Raw genomic sequence first — 23,080 nt, forward strand, 5'->3', positions numbered from 1 at the left:
GCGTGTTTTGATTTACCTTTTTCAAAACACACTCTTTTATTCCGAGATATCATATTAAAAGAAAAGAACAAATATCGGGAATTATATACTCCCTCCTGAGGCTAATTCGGTTTTATTAGCTTGATAATGTTGTAGCTATACCCCTTGAACTGACAAATTATGAGTGAATGTCATTTTTCATCTTCTATTCTAACTAACAAGTCGTGAAATTCGTTTCTTCTTCCATGAAAGTTTATAATATCCATATTGCAAAAGTAAACTTACAATAAATGCAGCTGGATATCCAATCCATATTCCTTTTATACCAAGATTTGTATGATAAGAAAGGTAATAAGCAACTGGGACTTCTACAAGCCATATTGATACGACACCAATTATAGTGGGCCATAATACAGTTCCACTTGCTCGCATTGTCGCACCAATAATTTGAGCATGACCGAAAATTAAGTAACTCCAAAGCGTAATCATTACCAAACTATGTGCAATTTCGATTGTATTCGGACTCGTTAAGAATAACGATAAGATTTCTCTTGAAAACAAGTAAATAAAAGCGATTAATATACCACCAATTATATAGTTCATAACGATTCCAGCACGAATAACTTCCTGTAATCGATTAAATTGCTTTGCACCAATGGATTGCGCAGCGAAAATGGATACTGTAATTCCGAGACTGACTGCAGGCATCTGAACATAACTTGCAACCTGGTTTACAACCCCATATGCAGCAGTCGCATCCGAACCGAAACGATTCACAAATGCGATTACCGCAATCTCAGATAATGAAACAAGAATCATATTAATACTGGCTGGAATTCCAAGGCGTAATAATAGTTTTAACAAACCCCAATCCATACGAAGATATTTCCGTACTGTCTCATCTAATTGCAATGGATGATTCTTCTTCTTTAAATAAATAATCATAACAATAAATGTTATAATGGTTGAGATAACAGAAGCATAAGCAGCTCCGTACACACCAATTTTTGGTATTCCTAGCCAACCAAAAATTAGAATAGGTAATAGCATTATATTTAAGACTGTACTAACAATTAAGAAATAAAACGGTGTCTTAGAATCTCCTGTACCCCTAATAAACGTTGTATAGGAGAAATATAGAAATAAAACTGGCATAGAAATAAATAAAATACGTGCATAATGCACACTCATATCAATTATATTTTCTGGCGTACCCATAAGACGCATAATGTTCAGAGCAAATACATTTCCCACTATTGCCAAAATAACTCCTATTATAAAGGTAAATGTCAACGTCGTACCAACAATGGCTTTTAAACGTTCTTCATTACGGGCACCAAATGCCTGACCAATTAAAATCGAACTACCTGACCCAATTCCAATTACAAACGAAACCAGTAAGAAGAATAATGGAAAAAATGCTGAAATGGCAGCTAATTCATTCACACCAATCCATCGCCCTACTACCACCATACCAAATAATTGTCCAACTGATTGTAATATGTTACTTAAAAGCAAGGGAACTAGAAACATAGACATTGATTTCCATGTTGCTTTCTCTTCCTTTTGTTGATTTTTTAATCTTTTACTTTCTTGAATACTATCTATCGATGATTTCATATTTGATTTCCCCTTTTATTTGGAGGATTTATATCATTTTGAGAATAATACGTTAAAAGTGAAAAAAATTTCAAGTTAACGTTATAATCTTATCTACATATTTCCCCCCTACGTAATAATGATTTTTGAGAATTTGTTTTTCATTCTTTTTTCTACACTTCTCCCTTTTGATTTACTCTTCAACATGTGCAACAGTTGGATTAATTTTCCTTGACCCGTTTATTTTAATAAAATTATTTATATTATTAAATGTAATAAACAATTAATAAATAAAATTGGTATAAAAAATGATTTTTGTAATTAACAAAGGTCATTTTTTATTTTTAAATATTGTAATTACTTAATAGTAGTTTATTTAAGAGTTACAAAATAAATATTCTTCCCTTGATTTGGTCTTCGTTATAGCGGTTAACATAGATTATTGCTCTTTTATATTATATATTTTTTAATAATTTGTCTAAAATATAACTAACCGGTTTTAGAACAAATTGGTTACCGAGTAGTTAGCTTTTGCTAACTGCTTTTTATTAATTAAGTATGTTCCAAAATGATGAATTCCTAACTATTAGGTTAGCTCGTGCTATCTACAAAAGGAGTTTGACGTTTTACTTAAATACTACAAAGATACTCTACTCATATATTTTTCAATAAAAAAAGAGAGATATATAATCTCCCCTTCTAATCCATAAACTATATAATTAGCGAGTGAATCCTCCACCAAATTGTTGTTCAGCCATTGCCACTAGACGTTTTGTGATTTCACCACCAACAGATCGGTTTGAACGAACTATTGCGTCTGCACCAAGTTGTACACCAAACTCTTGTGCGATTTTTCATATTTCATTTGATTGATTGCACTTTCAGCACCACGAACTAATAATTCGTTACGGCTTCCACTATTATTGTTTGCCATCATTACGTATACTCGTTAATTTTCATGTCTATACTGTTTAGAGAAGGTATTCCATGCCATTCGGATTGCCCTCCAGCACATGATAAGTTTATAACCGTTCCTATAATTAGGAACGGTCTTATTTCATTCAACTATCCTTTTTAGTTACAGTAACTGTTTTTTTAATAAGCATTACTACACAGTTTCTTCTGTTCAAGATAAATTTTCACTAAAATCATTCAAATTCTCTTCACTATTTAATACATATGTTTCATATAATAGTCTTTAATATTCATTCATACGATTAAACCATAGTCTTTTATTTTTATAACTTTTACACTTAATTCTAATACACCCTTATTTGCATGATTAGAATGTGCAGCTTCATGTTGTCCAAAATAGCTTGTATTCTGCTCCATCTAAATAAATTAAAAGTTATAGCATGTATTTTTAGCTAGGGGTAACGATAACATTTCAGAAACCTCATGCTAAGCAAATTCGGATAAGAAAAGTGTCTCTGTTACACCCTGTACCAGAGACAAACTATTTACTTTTTCTTGATAACTAAACTTTTCACAAAGAAAGAATTTAAACAATTTATAGAATTAATACTTGAGAAAAAATAGGAGCAGCCTATCGTGACAGACTCCTCCTGAAATACACCCCTTGTATACATATAGGAAATGAATTTATTTTACCAATAATGAATATTCACCATTTTTATCATCAAACTTATAAACATTCAAATAATATTTCCCTGGTTTCGCTACGAATTTCCCCTTTATAGTATTTCCTTCATCTTCACCACAAGCTACGTAATTTTGCATGTCTGATTCATGATAAAGTACCCATGTCATCCCAATATTTTGTTCATTTACCACAGAAATATCTACTTCTTTTGGATCTGTAACATTAAACGTATAAACATCTGTTTGATCAGGAGTAATCAGATTTCCTTTTACAAGCGTATTAAACGGGAGTACCTTCTCCTCTTCATAAGATTCACCTGTTTGCGGATCTTGTTTTATAGTAACTTTTGTCTGTTCTTTGCTTTCTTTTCCTCTACTATCTTTCACTGTTAGTTCCACAGTGTATGTTCCTTTTTCTCCATATACATGGGTAGGATTTGCTTCTGTACTTGTTGTACCATCTCCAAAGTTCCATAGATAAGAAGTAACTTTTCCATTTTCACTTGTTGTACCATCACTATGAAATTGAATCTCTTCATTTACTATCCCGCTGTATGGTCCATTCATATTTACTATAGTATTTGTTTTTTCCTTTTCCTCAGTTGCAACACCATGAAAAACAATATCATATTCAAACTGGTTAGCTGCATTCACACGATAGTTTACAAAATAGGCTGTAACTGTTTTATAACCACTCCAACCTTTTTGGGATAACTGCTCTAAAGTTCGATTTACTTGTTTACTCATCGTTTTCCAATCTTCAGACTCACCTTTTGATGTACCACCTGTATACTTGCCTTCCACGGTAAATGTATTAAAGAATTGCGACTCATATTTTGTAATTTTGGCATCTTTTATATTTGCTACATCCACAATTTCGTTTTTCACTTCAGCTAGCGGCTTTGGTGCGTGTTGAATTAAATAATCATTTGTTACTTGCGGTACATTATATTTATCTTGATTATCAATCAACTGCTGCATATATGCTTGATATTCTGCATTCAATTGTGTATTGTTGCTCAATGATTCACGATATGAGTCATAATTTTTCACATCGTTTGCACGGATTAAATCTTGAAGCTTATCAAATGTTTCAAATTGATGATTATACAAATATGACTGTAGTGCAAAGGAATACTTATAAAAGTCCCATGATCCATATTTTGAGAACAAAGTTTGCTTTGCTGTATAACGGCTTGCTGGATCAGATGATAAGCCACTTATCATACTTTTACGCGGAACAACATTATTTGTACGTGTAGATCCTGCAAAAAATTCTGCATTCCCTTCTTGGAACCAAGTTAATCGTTCATTTTGATACATTTCTCCGCTTCCAAATAAACCAGGAACCTCATATCTTCCTTGTAAATAGTGAGTGAACTCATGACGGAACAACTCTTCTAAACTATAAATACTCTGCTTTGGCGTACGCTCATATGTAAAGAAAGTCCCCTTCTCTTCAATATAAATTCCACCGTTGTTTGTTTCATATCCATATAATTGTCTATTTAATTGATATTCATCTGGATTATTATAAATTACTATTGTTAGTACATCATCAGCGTTACCCGGTTCTAGCGCTTTATCATTACCAATTACACGGTGATATTGTGCCTTTACTTCTTTGGCTGCCCAATATAATTTCTTAATTTTTTCTTCTGTTACTTTATCTCCCGTCTTGAAGACAATTGATCCGTCATCAAATGTATATGTTTTAGGTAGGTATTGTCGTTTCCCTTCTTCACGTATTTTCTGTAGATCTACTGCATTTCCACTATAATCTTTTCCACCATAGTTTGTTTTCATTTGTTCTACTGCTACAAAATAAGGTCCACTTAGACGAGGATACAAGCTCATCGCTTGTGTAATAACTTCCAATCCTTTGTTTGAATTACTATGAAATTTCCCTAAACGACCTGCATAATAAATACCATTATTAATTAACCAACCATTTTCATTTGTTATATTCCCCACGAGAGCAATTCTATTAACCTCATTTATAAAGTTATCAATCTTTCCATACCACATTGTTTCATTAGGTTGCTTATTCGTATCCTGCAAATAAGACTGTATATCATAATCAATTCCTTTTATAATTTCATATATGGCTTGTCCTTTCGCATAATTGCTTACATACGTTGAAAGGTTATCATTATATTGTTTTAAAACATTTACTGCATACTGTATTGTTTCAGTATCACTAGAGGCATTACCAATTAATTTTCCATATGCAGCTACTACTCTATCTTGCTCAGCTGTACCTAATGTGAAGTTTGAATTTTTCGCAATCGCTTTCAATGCTGGTAAACACTTGTCATGGAAGCTTCTCTCTTTTAAATAACTTAATTCATTATTATAATATCCTACATAAAAAGCAGAACGTAATACTTCAACAAATGTTTCAATGCCCTTTGAGTTTTCTTTCGTAAACGTCCTTCCTCGTTGTCCTAATTCATTAATGATAACGTTCATGCGTTCTTTATTCTGATAAAATGCTTTCGTATCTTGATTGAATTGAAATAAATCCGTAATTTGATTCCAAGAAATTTTTGATAATGTATCAATGAGTTCGCTATTAGGCATTTTATTCAGTTCTGCCAGAGTATAGCTTTGCTTTAATTGAATTTCATCACGTTTCATAACCAGAGTAGGACGTTGTGAAAAATCTCCTATTTTTAAACGTTCTTCAAAAGTCAAAGTTTCGTCCGTTTTTGTAGCATGTACAATTTCATCTTTTGAAGTTTCTGTCCCCATTGGTTTCATCTGTAAGATATTATAGGGTGCTGTTTCTTCTGCTGATACCTGTGTTTGAATACTTCCAAATGATAATGCCATCGTACTAATCCCAATCATCATTTGGGTAAATTTTAAATTCTTGTTCATTACATTTCCTCCATTTATATATTCCATCCAAAAATATAACATTTTATCTTAATAAATCATTATAATATGTATTATTTCATATTTTATTACATGAATTTCCTTATAAACTGATATTAAATAAAATATTATAGAAGTTCTTTCTTTTTCATCCTTACTCATGAATTGGGTATATCTTTTGTTTGAAATTTACGGGTTCATCGCAAGAAACCAAACTCTCTGGCAAGATTTCATAAGATATTTGGTGATAAAAAGCTTTGGATTTCTTAAGCAAATAGTTGTAATTCAATGGATACAGAAATAGACATACAAAAACGTGATCTTTTCTTATAATTTTACAAAAAGAATAACGTATTTTTTTATAAAAAATACTCGTCAAAGTGTAAAATAAAAAGGGCTATCTCAGCCCTTTTTGTTTTATAAATCCTCTATATTATATTCAGTATATCCCTCATAATAGTAACTACTATTAATACTTTTCATGAATATTTCATGACTATTTATTTCATCTACTAATACATTTTGGAGTAAATGCTTAATCTCAATATCTTTAATTGGGCTGCGTTCCATTACAGTAAATAATCTTCTTTATCAATTTTATTGCAGTCGACCACCTGATGAAGTTCATTTTTAAAGATTAAATCTCCCCATATTCTTGTCGCTCTATCGTTTCCTTCTCTAAAGGGGTCGGCTATATTCATTTCAACTTAAAGAGAGTCTGTGTTTTGACACAAGCTCTTTTTTATTACATTTCAAATATATTCAACAAGGTGAGTCTTTTTCAATTACAGCAATATAGAAAAAAGTCTGGTTCTGATGTAAAAACTTCAAAATAACCGCAATTAATCTATAAAACTCGGACATACCAATGAAGAAGCATTCAAACGAATCCGGACTGTTTAAATTTGATTATAAAACTATTTTTCTCTAGCAAAATAAAGCAAGGCTATGGTCGGAAAAGCGATTCCTATCCATAATGTTAGATTCCATCCTCCTAAGGCATATGCCCATCCTCCAATAAAGGATCCAACAGCACCTCCTAAAAAGAATATAGCCATAAATAGCCCATTTAATCGACTACGAATTTCTGGACTCAACGAGAAAATTAAACGTTGGCTAAGCACAAGGTTTGCAGATACTCCCATATCCAACAGAATTGCAGCAATTACTAAAACAGCTATTCCTATGGGCGAACTACTTTGAATAATAAGTGGAAGTAATAAAGAAATAATAACAATAGTGAGAGCTATCCCAGTGGCGGGTCGTGTCCAGCCAAGATCAGCTAGACGACCACCTATTGGAGCGGCTATTGCACCTGTAATTCCGACAAGTGCATATAATGCTATGGCAGTCTGAGAAAAATGAAAAGCAGGACTAGATAATAATAATGGAACAGTGGTCCAGAATAAACTAAAAGCCCCAAATACACAAGCATGATAAATGGCGCGACGGCGTAAAATTGGAGTAGTACGTAGCAGTTGCCACATTGAATTAAGTAAGGCTATATAATTTGTTTTCGCCTTTGGTTTCCTAGTAGGGAGTACTTTCGATAATACAAACGCTAAAACAATAATTACAGTAGCAGATAAAGCAAATATTGCATTCCATCCCCACATATCGGCTACTAGACTAGATATCGGTCGCGCAAGCATAATACCTAATAACAGACCACTCATGACATTGCCAACTACGCGACCGCGTGCATTCTCCGATGAAAGATATGATACAAGAGGTACGAGTACTTGCGCTGCGACCGAACCCAGTCCAATAAAGAATGAAGCAATTAACAACAAGGTTGCGCTTTTTACAAAAACCATAGAAATGAGTGCAAATGCACTTAAAAATAACAATATAAGTATCAATTTTTTATTCTCAACAATATCCCCCAAAGGCACAAGAAATAATAAGCCAACAACATATCCAATTTGAGTTAGCGTTACAATTAATCCAGCGCTACTATTAGAAAGCCCAATTTCATTACTAATTACCCCAATTAAAGGCTGTGCATAATAAAGATTAGCCACAATAATACCACATGCAGTTGCTAAAAGAATGACTAAGCCTGATGAAATATCCTTATCAATTGCTTTATTTTTAAAATTAGACATAACTATTTCCTCCCATACTTTTATTTCAAAATTACTAAATCACCTTGGCAAGTACTACTGCGATGCCATTTTTTATTGTAATAAATTAAGTTTGAGCTACTTTCCATTCTGCTTTTAAAAGGTCCAATTTCTTCTCTTTTTTATCCCCATTTTCTAAATGTTTTAGCAATTTAATTTGTGATTTTTGGAACCTAAATATATCCATAACATTACAGGATGTTAGTTAGTTAGTTAGTTAATTAATAAACTAAACGTTCAGTTTATTAATTAACTAAAATATATACTAAACGTTCAGTTTTGTAAATAGGCTATTTTGTTTTTTGTTCGTATTAAGTATACTAAACGTATAGTTTATGTTTTGAAAGGAATGATTAATGTGCAAGGTAAAAGAGGTCGACCACGTAATATTGAAACCCAAAAGGCCATACTTTCTGCGTCCTATGAGTTATTATTGGAAAGTGGCTTTAAAGCAGTCACAGTCGATAAAATTGCAGACCGTGCTAAAGTCAGCAAAGCTACGATTTATAAATGGTGGCCAAATAAGGCTGCTGTGGTAATGGATGGTTTTCTTTCTGCTGCTGCTGCTAGATTGCCTGTACCTGACACAGGTTCAGCATTGAATGATATTTTAACTCACGCTACAAGTTTAGCCAGTTTTTTGATCAGTCGAGAAGGAACTATTATCAATGAGTTAGTTGGTGAAGGGCAATTTGATTCGAAACTAGCAGAGGAATATCGTGCTCGATATTTCCAACCACGTCGACTGCAAGCAAAGCAACTTCTGGAGAAGGGAATTAACAGAGGAGAATTAAAAGAAAACCTCGATGTTGAATTAAGCATCGATCTCATTTACGGGCCAATTTTTTATCGGTTGCTAGTAACCGGTGAGAAGTTGGATGATTCCTATGTACATGACTTGGTTATAAACGCATTCGAAGGGATACGTTTGAAGTAATTAACATATAAACAAAGATTTAGATTTCCACTGTTTCCTATACTGATGTAACTTGTATTAACTTAATAAATAAAGTATCTAATTTTTTAAAACTGTTGTATATGGGATCGTCCCCGTATGCATCAGTTTTAAAACAGGATTAATCAACAAGCTAATCACGCTTCCTTTTTGATTTTTTGCAGGTTGTAATGTTTATTAGTTATTCATTTTTCATTTAAAAATAGATTAAAACCACATAAGAACCCTGAATTTGTATTGTATACAGTTTACCTATTCTAATTAGTTTTCATAAAATATATTCTGTTTACACAGGAATGGATAGGTTTTAATCTCTTCTGAATCTAAGGTTTCATCAAATAAATGAATGGCTGTAATTTGTCTACAATCGTAGGTATGATAATAATATGTACCAGACTCCATACACATTGTGCTTGTATAGATGGTATTGTCTAATATCCCTTCTTCTGTGATTACTCCACCCTTAGGAACTTCGCAATTTGATAAGATATGAAAACCGGCTGATATTCCCTCTTCTTTTGAATCGTGATATATTTTAGATGTTGATATCATTGGATTTAAGCAATAATTACTTAAAAAATTAATAAATAAAAACCCTCCACAGCTGCAATTCTATCCTCATTTTTATTAACCAAATCATACTGTAAATCATTTGTGAGCACTGCATATTTCATAATAATCCTACCTCCAATTAACTAAGAATTTAATTTTTCTAAAATACAATATCCATTATCCCACCAGTAGTAAGAATATGTAAAATATTATTTTTTATCTGAATTTTCTAGATGATTTTCTGAAAATTAATACCTAATAGGACTCTATTTCCTATTAGGTATTAATTTAACGCTTTTTATTTTGAATAATCACTCATATGTAATTAAAGTTTTTCACTCTCTGTAAAAAATGATTTATGTTCTACTGGAGAAGAAAGCACTATCAAGGTTGTAGGCTTTCCATACTCTAAGCACAAATTAATATAGTCTTCGAGTGTATGTACAGATTCCGTCACTACCTTTGTTAGATAACTATACATACCGGCAATACGGTGACATTCAACCACATCCGAATGTTCCATTGCAAACTTTTTATATTTATTGCAATCCCTTGGTTCCATCAAAACAAACGCAGTAATATGTTTTTTTAATTCTTTCGGATTAACAATCGTGCGATAACTTATAATTACCTCCTGTTCTTCTAGTCTTCTAACTCGCTCTGTAACAGAAGGAGAACTCAAACCTACCAGTTTTCCTATTTCAACCATACTTAAACGTGCATTTTCCTGAAGATGAGAAAGAATCTTTAAATCTGTATCATCCATTGCTTGGCCTCCCCTTGATTAATTAAGAAAATATTTAATAATTCTTAAATTCTTTAAGAAAATTATAATTAATACATAAATTATAGCATGTTATCTTTTTTTTTAACTTTATATAATTAATATCAATTAACGAAAGAGAGGCTGAGAATCTTGACACAACAATCATTGAAACGTTCAATTACTTGGGTACAGGGGACCGCATTAACCATCGGAGCTGTGTTAGGTTGTGGAATCCTTATTTTACCTTCAATTACTGCAAATAGCGCTGGACCAGCTTCAATTTTATCTTGGGTTATCATGTCTATATTAGCTTTTCCTATTGTAGCGACTCTAGCGCGTCTTGCTAAAATGATTCCTAGTGCTGGAGGAATTACAGCTTATGTTCAAATGGCATTTAATGCAAATACAAGTGCCATCCTAGGCTGGATTATGTTAGGTTCTATTCCTATTGGAGTACCTATTATTGCTTTAACAGGTGCCCATTATATTGGATATGTTTTTCCAATAAGCAATCTTAGTGTTATAGGAATTGCAGCATTAATTTTAATTACCTCTTTGCTCCTACATATAAAAGGGATAGAACTATCGTCAAAAGTTAGTGTGTTTGTAATTTGTATTATTTCACTTTTAATAGTTGTCGCTGTTATCGTTTCTATACCATATGTAAAATTAAGTTCTTTTACACCATTTGTACCAAACGGGTGGTCTTCCGTTGGCGCTTCTTCTGTAATTATCTTTTTCTCCTTTGTAGGGTGGGAAATGATAACCCCATTAGCTGAAGAATTTAAAAGACCTGCTAAAGATATTTCCATTAGTTTATTTTTAGGAGCAATTTGTATCTCCATTATGTACATTGCTATATCTTTTGTAACAATAGGTACTCACTCATATGGTGATAAGAATCAGATAGCTTCCCTTAGTATTCTAATATCAAAAGGATTAGGACCAATAGGTACCTATATAACAACTATCTTAGCAATTTTCATTTCGTTTAGTGCTGTACATGCTAACATTGCAGGTTTTTCAAGGATGATTTACGCTCAAGCTAGAGAAGGACATTTCCCTTCCTTCTTTGCTAAGTTACATTCTCAATTTCAAACTCCAACTAGGGTATTACTAGTTTTAGGAGGAATTTTTAGTTGTATTTTAATTTTTTATGGTATGACACGACCAAATTTAGAAATGCTTCTTAAAGGTCCTAGTGTAATATTTATTACCTCATATATTTTTACAATGCTAGCTGCTCTTCAATTATTAAAAGTGCGTGATATTGGTTGGTGGATGGCCTTCCTATCTCTAATTATATGTATTATTGTATACTCATTTAGTGGTTGGGCTATTTTCTATCCAGTTATCTTATCAATTATTGGTTGGATTTATATAGTTATAAATAAGAAGTATAGTACTATAACCAATCATCAAATAAATATATCAAATGAAAATTAGTTTCTACTCCTATAAACTCATACCATAGATTATATACTGTTATTAGCACTATCCAGGTTGGAATAAGTACAGTTTCAGCTGACTTATAATTAGATCAATGTAATTTAATAAAATATGAATGATTAATAGAAGTTATTTTTCATCTTTCAATTAACAACCCTTTTTTATAACGTACCTCTGCAAAGAAACGTTATAAAAAAGGGTGATTGATTATGTGCAGACCCTCTTTCCCCTTACTTCACATATACATAAGTTTCATTTGCAATTACAAAGTAGGTTTTATCCTTACTGTTGTATATTTTATATTGTAGCGAACCTGCACCAAAACAGTATAAATATAGGTTCTCGTGCAGTTTTTTTCAAACTATAATAAACTCCGGAAAACCAACTAAGGAGCATAATAGATGAGATTTGTTAAAGAAAAGTAGTTTGAGAAAGATAATATGTCTGATATTCTAAAGGAACGTGGTATTTCAATTTATCCAACGACCATTATGCACTAAATTCGTGAATATGAAAATTTTATCCGTTATATTTGAAAAACAGCATAGCAAAAATACATTTAGAAATGGATGAACTATATATAAATGTCAACTAATCTATGTAGAAAAACGTTCACTTAATTGTGCATAAAATTACTCAACTTCGAGAGCTAAGTGGTTCTTGAGGGATGATAAGAATATCTGTAGATGCTTCAAGGTAACTACATAATGGTGTGAGTTATATACTTACAATTTCGGGTTAAACCATACACATAAAACAACTAACTCCTTTGCTCAATATTTTCTTTAGCTAGGTGTTCTAGAGCACAAGGAAATATATGTCGTTGCAATTTCCCACTTAACTTAATGTCTAGTTTAGTGTACCACCTCCAATTACTGCGTTACTTTTCGGGTTCAATTCATTATATTTTCTACTTTATCTTTATACTCAACATATTCTTTCCCCTCTATCACCGCAAATTCATCCTTTAAAACCATTTAACCCACATGTTTGCATTAACCACTCCACATATAGTGATATATTTTATGCTACCTAGCCTTATCTCCCCTTCATTACTTCCTCTTCAAGTTGATTTCTATATGTAAGCATAGCAATTATCTTTGTACGATTTTTTTCATCAGATTCAAATTGCTCAATTGTTACGTCACAACGAATCGTATCCCCACTAAAAACAGGACGCAAAAATTCAAAATTCATCTTACGAGCTAATACGTTATAATCACCGCCGATTTTTGTAGGAAGTGTTGATGTTAACAGTCCTTGTACAAATCTCCCTTGCTCATCTGGTGTAACATGGTGCGCCCCCTCATCTCTAGACACCTCTGTGAATAAAGCAATATCTTCTTTCGTAAAAGTTCGTTCAAAGGTGATTTTTTCGCCTACTTGCAATTTCATTAGTCCCCCTCCTCAAAAACACTTTTAAAATAAGAAAAACCGAAACTATAATCGTTTCGGTTTTTCAAAACTGTAGAAGTCTATATTTACTTTAAAGAATGCACAAACAACCCGCTGCGCAGCTTCGGTTCAAACCACGTTGATTTTGGCGGCATAACTTCTCCAGCGTCTGCGATTGCTAATAAATCTTCCATAGATGTCGGATATAATGCGAATGCTGCTTTGTATTCGCCGCTGTTCACAAGGCGTTCTAGTTCTTCTAGCCCGCGTATTCCGCCTACAAAATCGATACGTGAATCAGAACGCGGATCATGTATTTCAAGCACTTGGCTTAATAAATGGTCTTGCAGAATAGATACATCTAAACCTCTAACAAGATCATTCGCATCAAACGTTTCCTCTTTCACTGTGAGCTTATACCACTTCTCATTTACATACATACCAAATGTTTTTGGCTCATTTGGTTTATACGGAGAAACAGGTGCTCCTTCTACATAAAAGTACTGCGTAATTTGATTTAAAAACTGTTCCTCTGATAAGCCATTTAAATCTTTCACAACTCGGTTATAGTCCCAAATCGATAATTCATCATGAGGGAATAGAACCGATAAGAAGAAATTAAATTCCTCTTCTCCTGTGTAATTTGGATATTGTTCTCTTCGCATAAGTCCTACTTTTGCAGCTGATGCAGAACGGTGATGCCCATCTGCAATATAAAGATTAGGAATATCTTCAAATGCGTTTACTAAAGTCGTAATTACATCTTCATCTGCAATCTTCCACGCAACATGCTTAACACCGTCTTCTGCTGTAAATGTATAAATTGGCGCATGCTCTTCTTTCCAGCTTCTAATTAAATGCTTTACTTCATCTTTTGTACGGTACGTTAAAAAGATAGGACCTGTATTGGCGTCACACACATCTACGTGGCGAATACGATCTAGCTCTTTTTCATGACGTGTTCTTTCATGTTTTTTAATTGTATCATCTTCATACTCATCAATAGATGTACAAACAACAAGACCTGACTGCGTTCTTCCTTGCATCGTCAGTTCATAAATATATAGCGCTGGCTCTTCCTCTTGTATGAACACTTCTTCTCGTATAAATTGCTTTAAATTGTCGCCCGCTTTTTCATACACGCGATCATCATACGGTGACAGTTCAGGATCTAAATCAATTTCTGCTTTATCAACATGCAAGAAAGAATATGGATTCCCTTTTACAACTTCCCTTGCCTCTTCACTATTTAATACGTCATACGGTAAAGCTGCCACTTGTGCCGCTTTTTCCTCTACTGGACGAATGGCCCGAAACGGTCGTATTTTTGCCACATTCCTCTCTCCTTTACACAATCATTCGAACGGCTACAACACCTGTAATTTTGCTTATATTTTCTACAATATTCTCTTTTATTATATCATCAATTCCGTTATCGATATCAATCATTGTGTATGCCCAAGAATGTTTACTACGATTAATCATATCGGCAATATTAATATGATGTTCCGCTAAGCATCCTGTAATTTGCCCTACCATATTCGGGACGTTTTGATGCATAATTGTAATTCGTTTCTTTCCGATATACGGCAATTCTACGTTTGGATAATTTACTGAATTACGAATATTTCCTGTCTCTAAATATTCACGTAATTGACGTGCTGCCATTACTGCACAATTTTCTTCCGATTCAGACGTAGATGCACCAAGGTGAGGCGTCGCTGTTACATTTTTCATCTTTATTACATTTTCAGTCGGGAAGTCCGTTACGTAATGTGTAATAATATCTTCTTCTAATGCTTTTTGAAGAACCTTTTCATCTACAAGTTCTCCTCTAGAGAAATTAAATAGACGCATCCCTCTTTTCATCTTCTCTACAGCGTGTTCCCCAATAATCCCCTTCGTTTGATTCGTAAGAGGAATATGCAGTGTAATATAATCACACGTTGCAAAAATTTCATCAAGGCTAAATGCTCTTTGCACATGTGTAGAAAGACGCCAAGCCGTTTCAACTGAAATATAAGGATCATATCCGATAACATCCATCCCTAACGCTAACGCATCGTTCGCAACTAAAGCACCAATTGCGCCAAGTCCGATAACACCTAGACGTTTCCCTGCAATTTCTGATCCAACAAATTGTTTTTTTCCTGATTCAACAAGCTGTGGTACTTCTTCACCCTCTAAGTTTTTCGTCCAACTTACACCATTAATAATGTTACGTGAAGACATAATAAGACTGGCAATAATGAGTTCCTTTACAGCGTTTGCATTTGCCCCCGGCGTGTTAAATACTACAATTCCTTTTTCTGTACATCGCTCGACAGGAATATTATTTACACCAGCGCCAGCTCTTGCAATCGCCTTTAAATCTTTTGAAAACTCTTCTTGATGTAAAGAATAGCTACGAAGCAAAATTCCATCTGGATGATTGATTCTATCTCCTACTTCATAACGTTCTTCAGTAAAAACTTGCAAACCTTTTTCTGCAATTTGATTTAACGTTTGAACACGAAACATATCCCCATCTCCCTATCTATTCTCAAGCTCAAATTCCTTCATATAATTTACTAATTGCTGTACGCCTTGTACTGGCATCGCATTGTAAATACTAGCGCGCATACCACCGACTGATCGATGCCCTTTTAACGTAACAAGTCCTCGTTCTTTCGCTTTTTGTAAAAACTCACTGTTCAGCTCTTCTGACGGTGTTGTAAACGGAATGTTCATAAGTGATCGATACGTAGGATCAACTGGTGAAGTAAACAATTTTGATTCATCTAAGAAATTATAAAGAAGTGAAGATTTCATTCTATTTTGTTCTTCAATCGCAGATACTCCGCCTTGCTCTTTCAACCACTCTAGTACAAGTTTCGTTACGTAAATACTAAAGGACGGCGGTGTATTATATAAGGAGTTATTTTTACTGTAAGTTTCATAATTTAACATTGTCGGACAAGAGCGATCTGCTCCCCCAATTAAATCTCTTTTTATAATAGCAATCGTTAAGCCCGCAGGTCCTAAATTCTTTTGCGCCCCCGCATATATAAGACCAAACTTCGAAACATCATATCGCTCTGATAAAATATTTGAGGACATATCCGCAACGAGCGACACTTTTTCTACATGTGGAATGTCCACATATTTTGTCCCCTCAATTGTATTATTCGTTGTAATATGTACATAATCTAGTTTTTCATCACTTAATAAACCGTCCAGTTTAGGAATCGTAGTAAACTTCTCTTGCTCGGAAGAAGCAATCACTTGTACTTCCCCAACTTTTTCGGCTTCTTGCAATGCCTTTTTAGACCATGAGCCAGTTAGTACGTATCCAGCTTTTTTATACGTATTCATTAAGTTCAACGGTATCATAGAGAATTGTAATGACGCACCGCCTTGTAAAAATAAAACTTCATACTCATCAGGGATGCTCATTAATTCACGAAGTAAGTTACTCGCTTCCTCTATAATACTTTGAAAATAAGAAGATCGATGACTCATTTCCATAATAGACATGCCTGTCCCGTTATAATTTAATAGCTCCTTTTGCACTTTCTCTAAAACTGGCAAAGGGAGTATTGATGGTCCTGCTGAAAAATTATAGACTCTCTCCATTACCCTCATAACCTCCCTATTTCTCATCGGATTATTTTTTAAACTTTCTGAATTATAACCTAAAATATAATATGTGGTCAATTTGTTTTCTATTATTAGGGCGCAAGACGCGATGGAATCGCTTGCAAGTGCAGACTTTTTTATGGACATATAAAAAGGTGTTAAGTACATAATCGTACTTAACACTCTAATAATGAAAGAATAATAGCTAATCGTTCGTAAAGAACCGATCAAAAATTTGATAAATAGCAGAGAGACCAATGAGCCAATAAATAGTGTCCACAAGCGCCGGCATAGAACCAAACCATTTCTCAACTACATTGTAATCTAACGCTACAAATAACCAATTCAAACCGCCAAGAATCACCAAAATTACTGTAAGGTAAGACAAAAATTTCATTATGATTGCCCCCTAGGTGATAAGATGGTGAAAGGCCTTTCACTAGAAATATATGTAGTAAACTTTAAAACTTACCTATTTTATAAAATTTATTTTCTGTACCACCCGTTAATAACTGCCTCTGCTTCTTTACTATGTATTTGATACGCATGTGTACTATCATTAGAGCCAATAAACCAAATTGAAAAACCTTTAAAATATGGTTTCGGTTCTAATACATCGCGGTAAGCACGCCATCCATTTAATTGCACATCCTTCGAAAACACATTTGAAACATCTGGATTCCATGGATTTTGTAATCCAAGTTCACGTGCTGGAACGTTAAATCCACCGAAGTAAACTGGCTTTCCTGTTGCATTATGTAATTGTTCCAATTGCTGAACAACATTTTGCCCACGATTATATACTGTTGTCGCAAATAAACTTTGCTTCACTTCTTCATATGTTGGATTTCTTTTTCCTGAAACTTCAAACCAACTGTCTATGCTAACAATATCCACCTTTTTTAAATACGGGCGATTGATTTTCTCTTTAAACTTCGCTTCATAAGAAGGGTCCCAGCTTGCTGTTAACCACCAGTTCATTTGATACAAAACATTTCCTTTATACTGATTACGAACAAAATCAATTGTATCGCTCCAGTATCCTTCTGCATACTCCATATTCACGAAATTAGAAGCAATCTTTAGTCCATACACATTGTATTTACTTGTAATGGAATTAAAAATATCTTGCAGAATAACCGTCTTCCAATTCCAGAAGAAATCATTAATGTTACTTGGGTTCCATTCTGTCTCTCCAACATTCCCCTGCTGAATATACGGGAACGGTTCCACTATAACTTGAATATTACGCTTTAATAATTCTTGAATTAAAATAATAGCTTGTTGCTTTTGCGCTTGATTAATTACCATGTTCGTAGAAGTCACATTTGGGATATCTACTTGAATCGGTACATTTACTGTATTTAAATTTAAGCGCTCTACATCAGCTAACACTTTCGCTACATTTCCAACTTCCCATACTGTTACGTTTCCTGATTTGATTTTTCCAGATTGAACAGTATTTACATCTGCCTGTACATTTCCTTGAAAACAAAAAGAAAACAACATAAGAAACACTCCTAAAAAACTTATTAAACTCTTATTTTTCTTCACAACTTTCCCCCTATAATTTTTGGCTTTCTTGATTATTTTATACAACGTTTCATATATATTCCACAAAAAACCCAATAAATTTTTATTGATAAAAATGCTATTCATCCTTTATTCACATCTTACTCATACTAAGCTCCTAAAAATAGTAAGATAAATAAAAAAGGAACGGATTTCCGCTCCTTTTTTATCTTTTTACAATTATCAATCCATTTCCCTTTTAGGCTCTACCAACATGATATGGGATTCCTTTTCAGTGAAAGGTTTATGCTCAACGCCTCTCGGGACAATAAACATCTCGCCTTTAGAAATTTTCACCTGTCCATCACGAAAATCGATGAACATCTCCCCTTCAAGCACAATAAATAGCTTATCTGTATTAGGATGCTCATGCCATATAAAATCTCCATTAGCTTTAAAAAGCTGAATTTGATCGTCATTCATTTCACCAATCACTTGTGGATACCAATAATCATTAATTTTAGATAACTCGTCATTTAGTTTAATAGGTTGGTAATGGATAATAATCCCTCCTCACTTTCAAATTCCACTATATTACAGTAATATAAGTAAAAAAGTCGTTATTACACTTAAAAAGAAAATGCTCCGGCCAGAACTTTTCATTCAGATAGTACAAAGGAGTGATTTCAATGAAAGTACTTTCAATCCAATGTTTCCTTTAACTCTCCATAAGTATAGAACAGTGATTTTCAAATAAGAATGGACCCATGTTGACATTAGTATGGATTATTGATGAACTTCTCGCGATATTTAGTAGGCGAAATGCCAACTCGCTTCTTGAAAACTCTACTAAAATAAAAAGGGTCTGTAATTCCAACAGCCTGCGCAATTTGTTGTACAGGCACATCACTTGTACATAACATTTTTTGAGCCATCTTTATACGATAGTTCAATAAATATTCTGCTGGCCCCATACCTGCATGCTTTCTAAACACGTAAGAAAGACGATTTCGATTAACATTATTTTGTTCTGTAAGTGTATGAATTGTAATATCTTTATAATAGTATTTACGAACATAACTAGATATTCGTTCGAATAAAGTATGCGACTCATAATTGCTTTCTCTATTGAAAACACTTAATAAAGCTTCATTCAACGCTTCGCGAAACAGCATTTCGGTCTGAAACATCGAAATGCCTCCACGCTGATTATATACATCCCAAAGACGCATAAGTAATTCGACAAGACGAGGAGATTGTCCTGTTAATAATTCAAAATGCTGATGAGTAAAGCCAGAGTCTTCTCGTTCTGAATTGCTTATCCGATATAAAACAAGAATATATTCCCAGTTTATTTCACCAAGCATTTTATGGGCTAATGTCATTTTTGCACCCCCATGTATAACTTTTCCTGGGGAAAGAGTATACGGCGTACCATTAAATTGAAATTGCGTCTTCCCTGTAATTGGAAATACAAATCCTGGGAAAGAATCTGTAGACTCAGCAAAAGGCACACCTGGATTTTTAGCATAACGATATACTCCTTCTACTCGGAAAGGAGTATTGGCAAGATACTCTGCTAACTCATTCACGTCTAACTTCACAATACACGCCTCATTTCAATAATAGTTTTCTTGTAATTCGCGAGATTAATTGGTGTACATTCTGGGAAACGCTAAACTAAAAATAGTACATACGACTTAACAAGATCTAGTTATTAACCTATAAATATATTGTTTTTCATTTATTGACCAAAGTATCCTCCCTATATTATTGATAATGATTTTCATTGTAGTTTGATAAAAAAACATTTGTCAAGTTGGCTGGCCTAGAAAAATGATGAAACAAGGGGGATAGAGGAACAGTTCTGTTGCAAATAATACCTAGTCTTTGTTAACTAATTCCCCTCAAAACTGGAATGATCATGTTAATAGTTGTAATGACTTTATTAGTTACAGCACTTACAGCATGTGGAAATAATCGTAATCCTGAAGAAGTTGCTACAGCGTATTTCGAAGATGGAAACAGCCTACTATCAAATTAAATGATAGTAGGCTGGCTGTTAAAATTATTTAAGAACTTGGTTATGTTCTAAGTGATAAGCTTTCATTATCAAAAAGAGTATTACTAGTTCCCTCCACAAACAAAAACACCCTATCACTTCGGTTCTAAATTTAGCACCTTCCCCTCTATCCCCTCCGTATTCAATGTAGTCGTATGATACGTGCCATTTACCCAATCATCTATTTGATCATGATACCAATCGCTTCTAAAATGGCCCGACTGTCCTGGCCCTACGATATGATAACCGTTTGACATATCTTTTGTATCAATAATGAATCTCCAAGACGCCCCGTGATTTACAATGCCGTTTTCGCCGTAACTCGCTGCTTGCACGGTAACTTGGCTCCCACCAATCGGAACTGGTTTCTCACGATTAAAAGCGAGTAATGCTAACATACTCGATGATTTCGAAATTGGATGTGTAAAAGCGAGTTGATGGTAATCGCCCCACTTCCACTCTCCAATATCGGGTCCATATTCCTTCTGCAATTTCTTCATTACATTCTCGTACGATGTATGCACAACTTTTGTGAAACCTCCGTACTTCGTAAACCAAACGCTAGTTTCTCCCGCTACTTCTTTTCGAATCAATTCATCAACAACTTGTGACTTCCCTTCAAATAACTCCATTACATCTTTCGGTATTTCTTTTGAAAATAACGTATTTGAAATCTCTTTCATTAACAAATGGAATATTAATGGTGCCGCTTCATCTTTACTATCGTAAAAATTCCACTTTGTTAATTGGTCTACGCCTTCTTTCTCTACCTCATTTAAAGATGCTTTATTTAACTCTTTTAAAAATATAGGAGTAAACTCTTTCCCATATAAATTCTTTTGATCCATCTGTAACTCTTCTAAATCTTTCACCGTATACTTTTCCTTCTCTTGCAAAAATTCTTGAATACGCATTTGCCTATATGGCTGCGCCCACGTATTGCTAATATGATACAGATAATCATCATCAACAATTTTATTATTCGCAGTTGAAATAAACCCTTGTTTTGGATTAATTACTTTTGGAAGTTGATCAAACGGGATATACCCTTCCCATTCATATTCATCTGTCCATCCTGGAACAGGTAAGCTACCATCACCTTTTTTACGCACTGGTATATTTCCATTCGCTTTATAAGCAATTGTGCCGTCGTTTGATGCAAACACAAAGTTTTGGGTTGGTGTATGAAAATCTTGAAGAGCGGTTTCAAACTCATTCCAGTCTTTTGCTTTGTTCATATTTAATACAGCTTTTAACTCAGCTGACGGTTCTAAAGCTGTCCACTTTAAAGAGAATACTGTTTTCGTTTTCTCCTTCCCCTTATCCGCAAACTCTGAAATTACTGGTCCATGCCTCGTAATCGTAACGTTATAAGGAATTGTCTTCCCGCCTTTTACTTTAATAGACTCGTCTACAACGTTAGCTTTCTCCCATTTATCGTTATACAGAAATTCATTTTCATTATTAGGATTTCTCTTCTCAATATATAAATCTTGCACATCAGGCCCTGTATTCGTAACACCCCACGCTATTTTGTCATTGTGTCCTAATATAACACCTGGTACTCCAGCGAAAATAACGCCACTCACATTTAAACCTTTCATTTCAAGTCTCGTTTGATACCAAATAGAAGGCGTCGCAAGAGATAAATGAGGATCATCTGCTAAAATTGGCTTACCTGACGCACTCTTCTCACCGCTCACAACCCAGTTATTACTACCGTTAAACTCCGGCGGAATTATCGTTTTTGAAAAACTTTGTGCTACGTCCACATTTGTATTTTTCAGTTCAGCTAGCAATCTAGGAGCATCTTTCGGATATGCAGGAAATAGCTCATTCGCTTGCTCTTTCGGAAGATTTTTCAGCGCCCAATATCGAAATGCCTGTCCGTGCCAATGTCCTCCTAAGTCAAACGCCATATACTTCCCAATCGTTAAAGTATCAACAATTGACCACTCAGCAGGTTCATAACCTAATATAGTAAACTCAACTGGTAATTTCTTTTCCTTTTTCGCCTCACGTATAAAAGCGTTCACCCCATCAGCAAATGACTGCAGGGCATCTTTCGCTTCTCCATTATATTGACTAACTGAAGCTTCGGCCGCTCGCCGTAAACCGAGTGTTCGAAACAATTTATCTCGGTCAACAGCTGCTTCCCCAACAACTTCACTTAACATACCAGACGCTTGTCTTCTACTTAAGTCCATTTGAAACAAACGATCTTGCGCTTGCACATATCCTTGTGAAAAATATAAATCATGTGCAGTTTCCGATCTAATATGCGGTACACCTTTACTATCACGCTTCACCGTAACAGCGTGTTGTAAATCCTCTAGCTTTATCGTTCCATCTATCTTTGGCATAGATTTCAGCGTATATATGTTCAAAAAAATCGCAGCGGAAATAACTAACAAAAGAACGATACTACTAGCCCAAATAAAAATTCTTTTTCCCCTTTTTCGTTTCTTCTTTATAACGACTTCCATATAACCACCCCTTTCTCACACTATTCGCTTCTTTTTGAGAATGAACCTTTTAAAAACATTAAAAAACCCCCTTCATTTTCCTACCAATGAAGGGGGTCT

Annotated in this window: 15 protein-coding genes and 4 pseudogenes; 2 read left to right on the plus strand and 17 right to left on the minus strand. The window is 34.1% G+C overall.

The annotated features are described in order from the left end of the window. Nucleotides 1-189 precede the first annotated feature (189 nt). From ACTFR3_RS03780 to ACTFR3_RS03800, 5 genes and pseudogenes are all read right to left on the minus strand, one after another. Nucleotides 190-1,518, minus strand: coding sequence for an MATE family efflux transporter (locus ACTFR3_RS03780; protein ID WP_400154827.1), 1,329 nt, complete (start codon nucleotides 1,516-1,518; stop codon nucleotides 190-192). A gap of 779 nt (nucleotides 1,519-2,297) precedes the next feature. Beyond that, nucleotides 2,298-2,512: pseudogene (locus tag ACTFR3_RS03785) on the minus strand (small, acid-soluble spore protein, alpha/beta type). A 668-nt stretch (nucleotides 2,513-3,180) separates the two neighbouring features. Beyond that, nucleotides 3,181-6,063: a collagenase ColA gene (colA, locus tag ACTFR3_RS03790; protein WP_440044175.1), complete on the minus strand. Its 2,883-nt coding sequence runs from the start codon at nucleotides 6,061-6,063 to the stop codon at nucleotides 3,181-3,183. Nucleotides 6,064-6,477: 414 nt separating this feature from the next. Then, nucleotides 6,478-6,767, minus strand: a pseudogene (locus ACTFR3_RS03795) (protein adenylyltransferase Fic); the annotation flags it as partial. 210 nt (nucleotides 6,768-6,977) lie between these two features. Further along, nucleotides 6,978-8,168 (minus strand): MFS transporter, encoded by a 1,191-nt coding sequence (locus tag ACTFR3_RS03800; protein ID WP_242259283.1) that lies wholly within the window; start codon nucleotides 8,166-8,168, stop codon nucleotides 6,978-6,980. 376 nt (nucleotides 8,169-8,544) lie between these two features. Between ACTFR3_RS03800 and ACTFR3_RS03805 the strand changes: the two genes are divergently transcribed. After that, entirely contained in the window at nucleotides 8,545-9,123 is a 579-nt protein-coding gene (locus ACTFR3_RS03805; protein ID WP_001161705.1) for a TetR/AcrR family transcriptional regulator, read from the plus strand. A gap of 279 nt (nucleotides 9,124-9,402) precedes the next feature. On the opposite strand, the pseudogene ACTFR3_RS03810 reads toward ACTFR3_RS03805, so the two are convergent. The 3 genes and pseudogenes from ACTFR3_RS03810 to ACTFR3_RS03820 all read right to left on the minus strand — a co-directional run. Next, nucleotides 9,403-9,666 (minus strand): annotated as a pseudogene (locus ACTFR3_RS03810) (linear amide C-N hydrolase); the annotation flags it as partial. A 65-nt stretch (nucleotides 9,667-9,731) separates the two neighbouring features. Beyond that, nucleotides 9,732-9,815, minus strand: a pseudogene (locus ACTFR3_RS03815) (cysteine hydrolase); the annotation flags it as partial. A 203-nt stretch (nucleotides 9,816-10,018) separates the two neighbouring features. Beyond that, a complete protein-coding gene (locus ACTFR3_RS03820) occupies nucleotides 10,019-10,459 on the minus strand; it encodes an Lrp/AsnC family transcriptional regulator (protein WP_000342842.1) in 441 nt (146 codons plus the stop codon). A 150-nt stretch (nucleotides 10,460-10,609) separates the two neighbouring features. Here ACTFR3_RS03820 and ACTFR3_RS03825 point away from each other — a divergent pair, with 150 nt between their 5' ends. Continuing rightward, nucleotides 10,610-11,905, plus strand: coding sequence for an APC family permease (locus tag ACTFR3_RS03825; RefSeq protein ID WP_440044176.1), 1,296 nt, complete (start codon nucleotides 10,610-10,612; stop codon nucleotides 11,903-11,905). A gap of 1,041 nt (nucleotides 11,906-12,946) precedes the next feature. On the opposite strand, the gene ACTFR3_RS03830 is transcribed toward ACTFR3_RS03825, so the two are convergent. The 9 genes from ACTFR3_RS03830 to ACTFR3_RS03870 all read right to left on the minus strand — a co-directional run bounded on the left by ACTFR3_RS03830 (nucleotide 12,947) and on the right by ACTFR3_RS03870 (nucleotide 22,981). Beyond that, complete coding sequence (locus tag ACTFR3_RS03830) at nucleotides 12,947-13,303, minus strand: enoyl-CoA hydratase (protein WP_440042184.1); 357 nt, start codon at nucleotides 13,301-13,303, stop codon at nucleotides 12,947-12,949. Between the two features lie 86 nt (nucleotides 13,304-13,389). After that, the gene (locus tag ACTFR3_RS03835) at nucleotides 13,390-14,637 is read right to left on the minus strand and encodes a DUF1015 domain-containing protein (protein ID WP_440044178.1); all 1,248 of its coding nucleotides are present in this window, start codon (nucleotides 14,635-14,637) and stop codon (nucleotides 13,390-13,392) included. 13 nt (nucleotides 14,638-14,650) lie between these two features. Next, nucleotides 14,651-15,823, minus strand: a complete 1,173-nt coding sequence (locus tag ACTFR3_RS03840) for a 3-phosphoglycerate dehydrogenase family protein (protein ID WP_440044179.1) — start codon at nucleotides 15,821-15,823, stop codon at nucleotides 14,651-14,653. A 12-nt stretch (nucleotides 15,824-15,835) separates the two neighbouring features. Next, nucleotides 15,836-16,918 (minus strand): 3-phosphoserine/phosphohydroxythreonine transaminase, encoded by a 1,083-nt coding sequence (serC, locus tag ACTFR3_RS03845; protein ID WP_440044180.1) that lies wholly within the window; start codon nucleotides 16,916-16,918, stop codon nucleotides 15,836-15,838. 208 nt (nucleotides 16,919-17,126) lie between these two features. Beyond that, nucleotides 17,127-17,318 carry a DUF378 domain-containing protein gene (locus ACTFR3_RS03850; protein WP_000670804.1) on the minus strand — a complete coding sequence of 64 codons (192 nt, stop codon included), beginning with the start codon at nucleotides 17,316-17,318 and terminating at the stop codon, nucleotides 17,127-17,129. An 89-nt stretch (nucleotides 17,319-17,407) separates the two neighbouring features. Continuing rightward, complete coding sequence (locus ACTFR3_RS03855) at nucleotides 17,408-18,475, minus strand: glycoside hydrolase family 113 (protein WP_000739788.1); 1,068 nt, start codon at nucleotides 18,473-18,475, stop codon at nucleotides 17,408-17,410. A 201-nt stretch (nucleotides 18,476-18,676) separates the two neighbouring features. Beyond that, on the minus strand, nucleotides 18,677-18,916 hold the full coding sequence (locus ACTFR3_RS03860) for a cupin domain-containing protein (RefSeq protein WP_000997182.1): 240 nt from the start codon (nucleotides 18,914-18,916) through the stop codon (nucleotides 18,677-18,679). A 293-nt stretch (nucleotides 18,917-19,209) separates the two neighbouring features. Continuing rightward, on the minus strand, nucleotides 19,210-20,037 hold the full coding sequence (locus tag ACTFR3_RS03865; RefSeq protein WP_440044182.1) for a helix-turn-helix transcriptional regulator: 828 nt from the start codon (nucleotides 20,035-20,037) through the stop codon (nucleotides 19,210-19,212). 553 nt (nucleotides 20,038-20,590) lie between these two features. After that, nucleotides 20,591-22,981, minus strand: a complete 2,391-nt coding sequence (locus tag ACTFR3_RS03870; protein WP_440044183.1) for a penicillin acylase family protein — start codon at nucleotides 22,979-22,981, stop codon at nucleotides 20,591-20,593. Between the last annotated feature and the right edge of the window lie 99 nt (nucleotides 22,982-23,080).

It is taken from the genome of Bacillus cereus group sp. MYBK14-1, from assembly GCF_051916885.1.
In the GTDB taxonomy this organism is placed as follows: Bacteria; Bacillota; Bacilli; order Bacillales; family Bacillaceae_G; genus Bacillus_A; species Bacillus_A cereus.

Excerpts from the sequence above, each read along its gene's own strand:
- ACTFR3_RS03780 (WP_400154827.1), bottom strand. The coding sequence starts at position 1,518 with ATGTCTATGTTTCTAGTTCCCTTGCTTTTAAGTAACATATTACAATCA.
- colA (WP_440044175.1), bottom strand. The coding sequence starts at position 6,063 with ATGAACAAGAATTTAAAATTTACCCAAATGATGATTGGGATTAGTACG.
- ACTFR3_RS03800 (WP_242259283.1), bottom strand. The coding sequence starts at position 8,168 with ATGTCTAATTTTAAAAATAAAGCAATTGATAAGGATATTTCATCAGGC.
- ACTFR3_RS03820 (WP_000342842.1), bottom strand. The coding sequence starts at position 10,459 with ATGGATGATACAGATTTAAAGATTCTTTCTCATCTTCAGGAAAATGCA.
- ACTFR3_RS03830 (WP_440042184.1), bottom strand. The coding sequence starts at position 13,303 with ATGAAATTGCAAGTAGGCGAAAAAATCACCTTTGAACGAACTTTTACG.
- ACTFR3_RS03840 (WP_440044179.1), bottom strand. The coding sequence starts at position 15,823 with ATGTTTCGTGTTCAAACGTTAAATCAAATTGCAGAAAAAGGTTTGCAA.
- serC (WP_440044180.1), bottom strand. The coding sequence starts at position 16,918 with ATGGAGAGAGTCTATAATTTTTCAGCAGGACCATCAATACTCCCTTTG.
- ACTFR3_RS03850 (WP_000670804.1), bottom strand. The coding sequence starts at position 17,318 with ATGAAATTTTTGTCTTACCTTACAGTAATTTTGGTGATTCTTGGCGGT.
- ACTFR3_RS03860 (WP_000997182.1), bottom strand. The coding sequence starts at position 18,916 with ATGAATGACGATCAAATTCAGCTTTTTAAAGCTAATGGAGATTTTATA.
- ACTFR3_RS03870 (WP_440044183.1), bottom strand. The coding sequence starts at position 22,981 with ATGGAAGTCGTTATAAAGAAGAAACGAAAAAGGGGAAAAAGAATTTTT.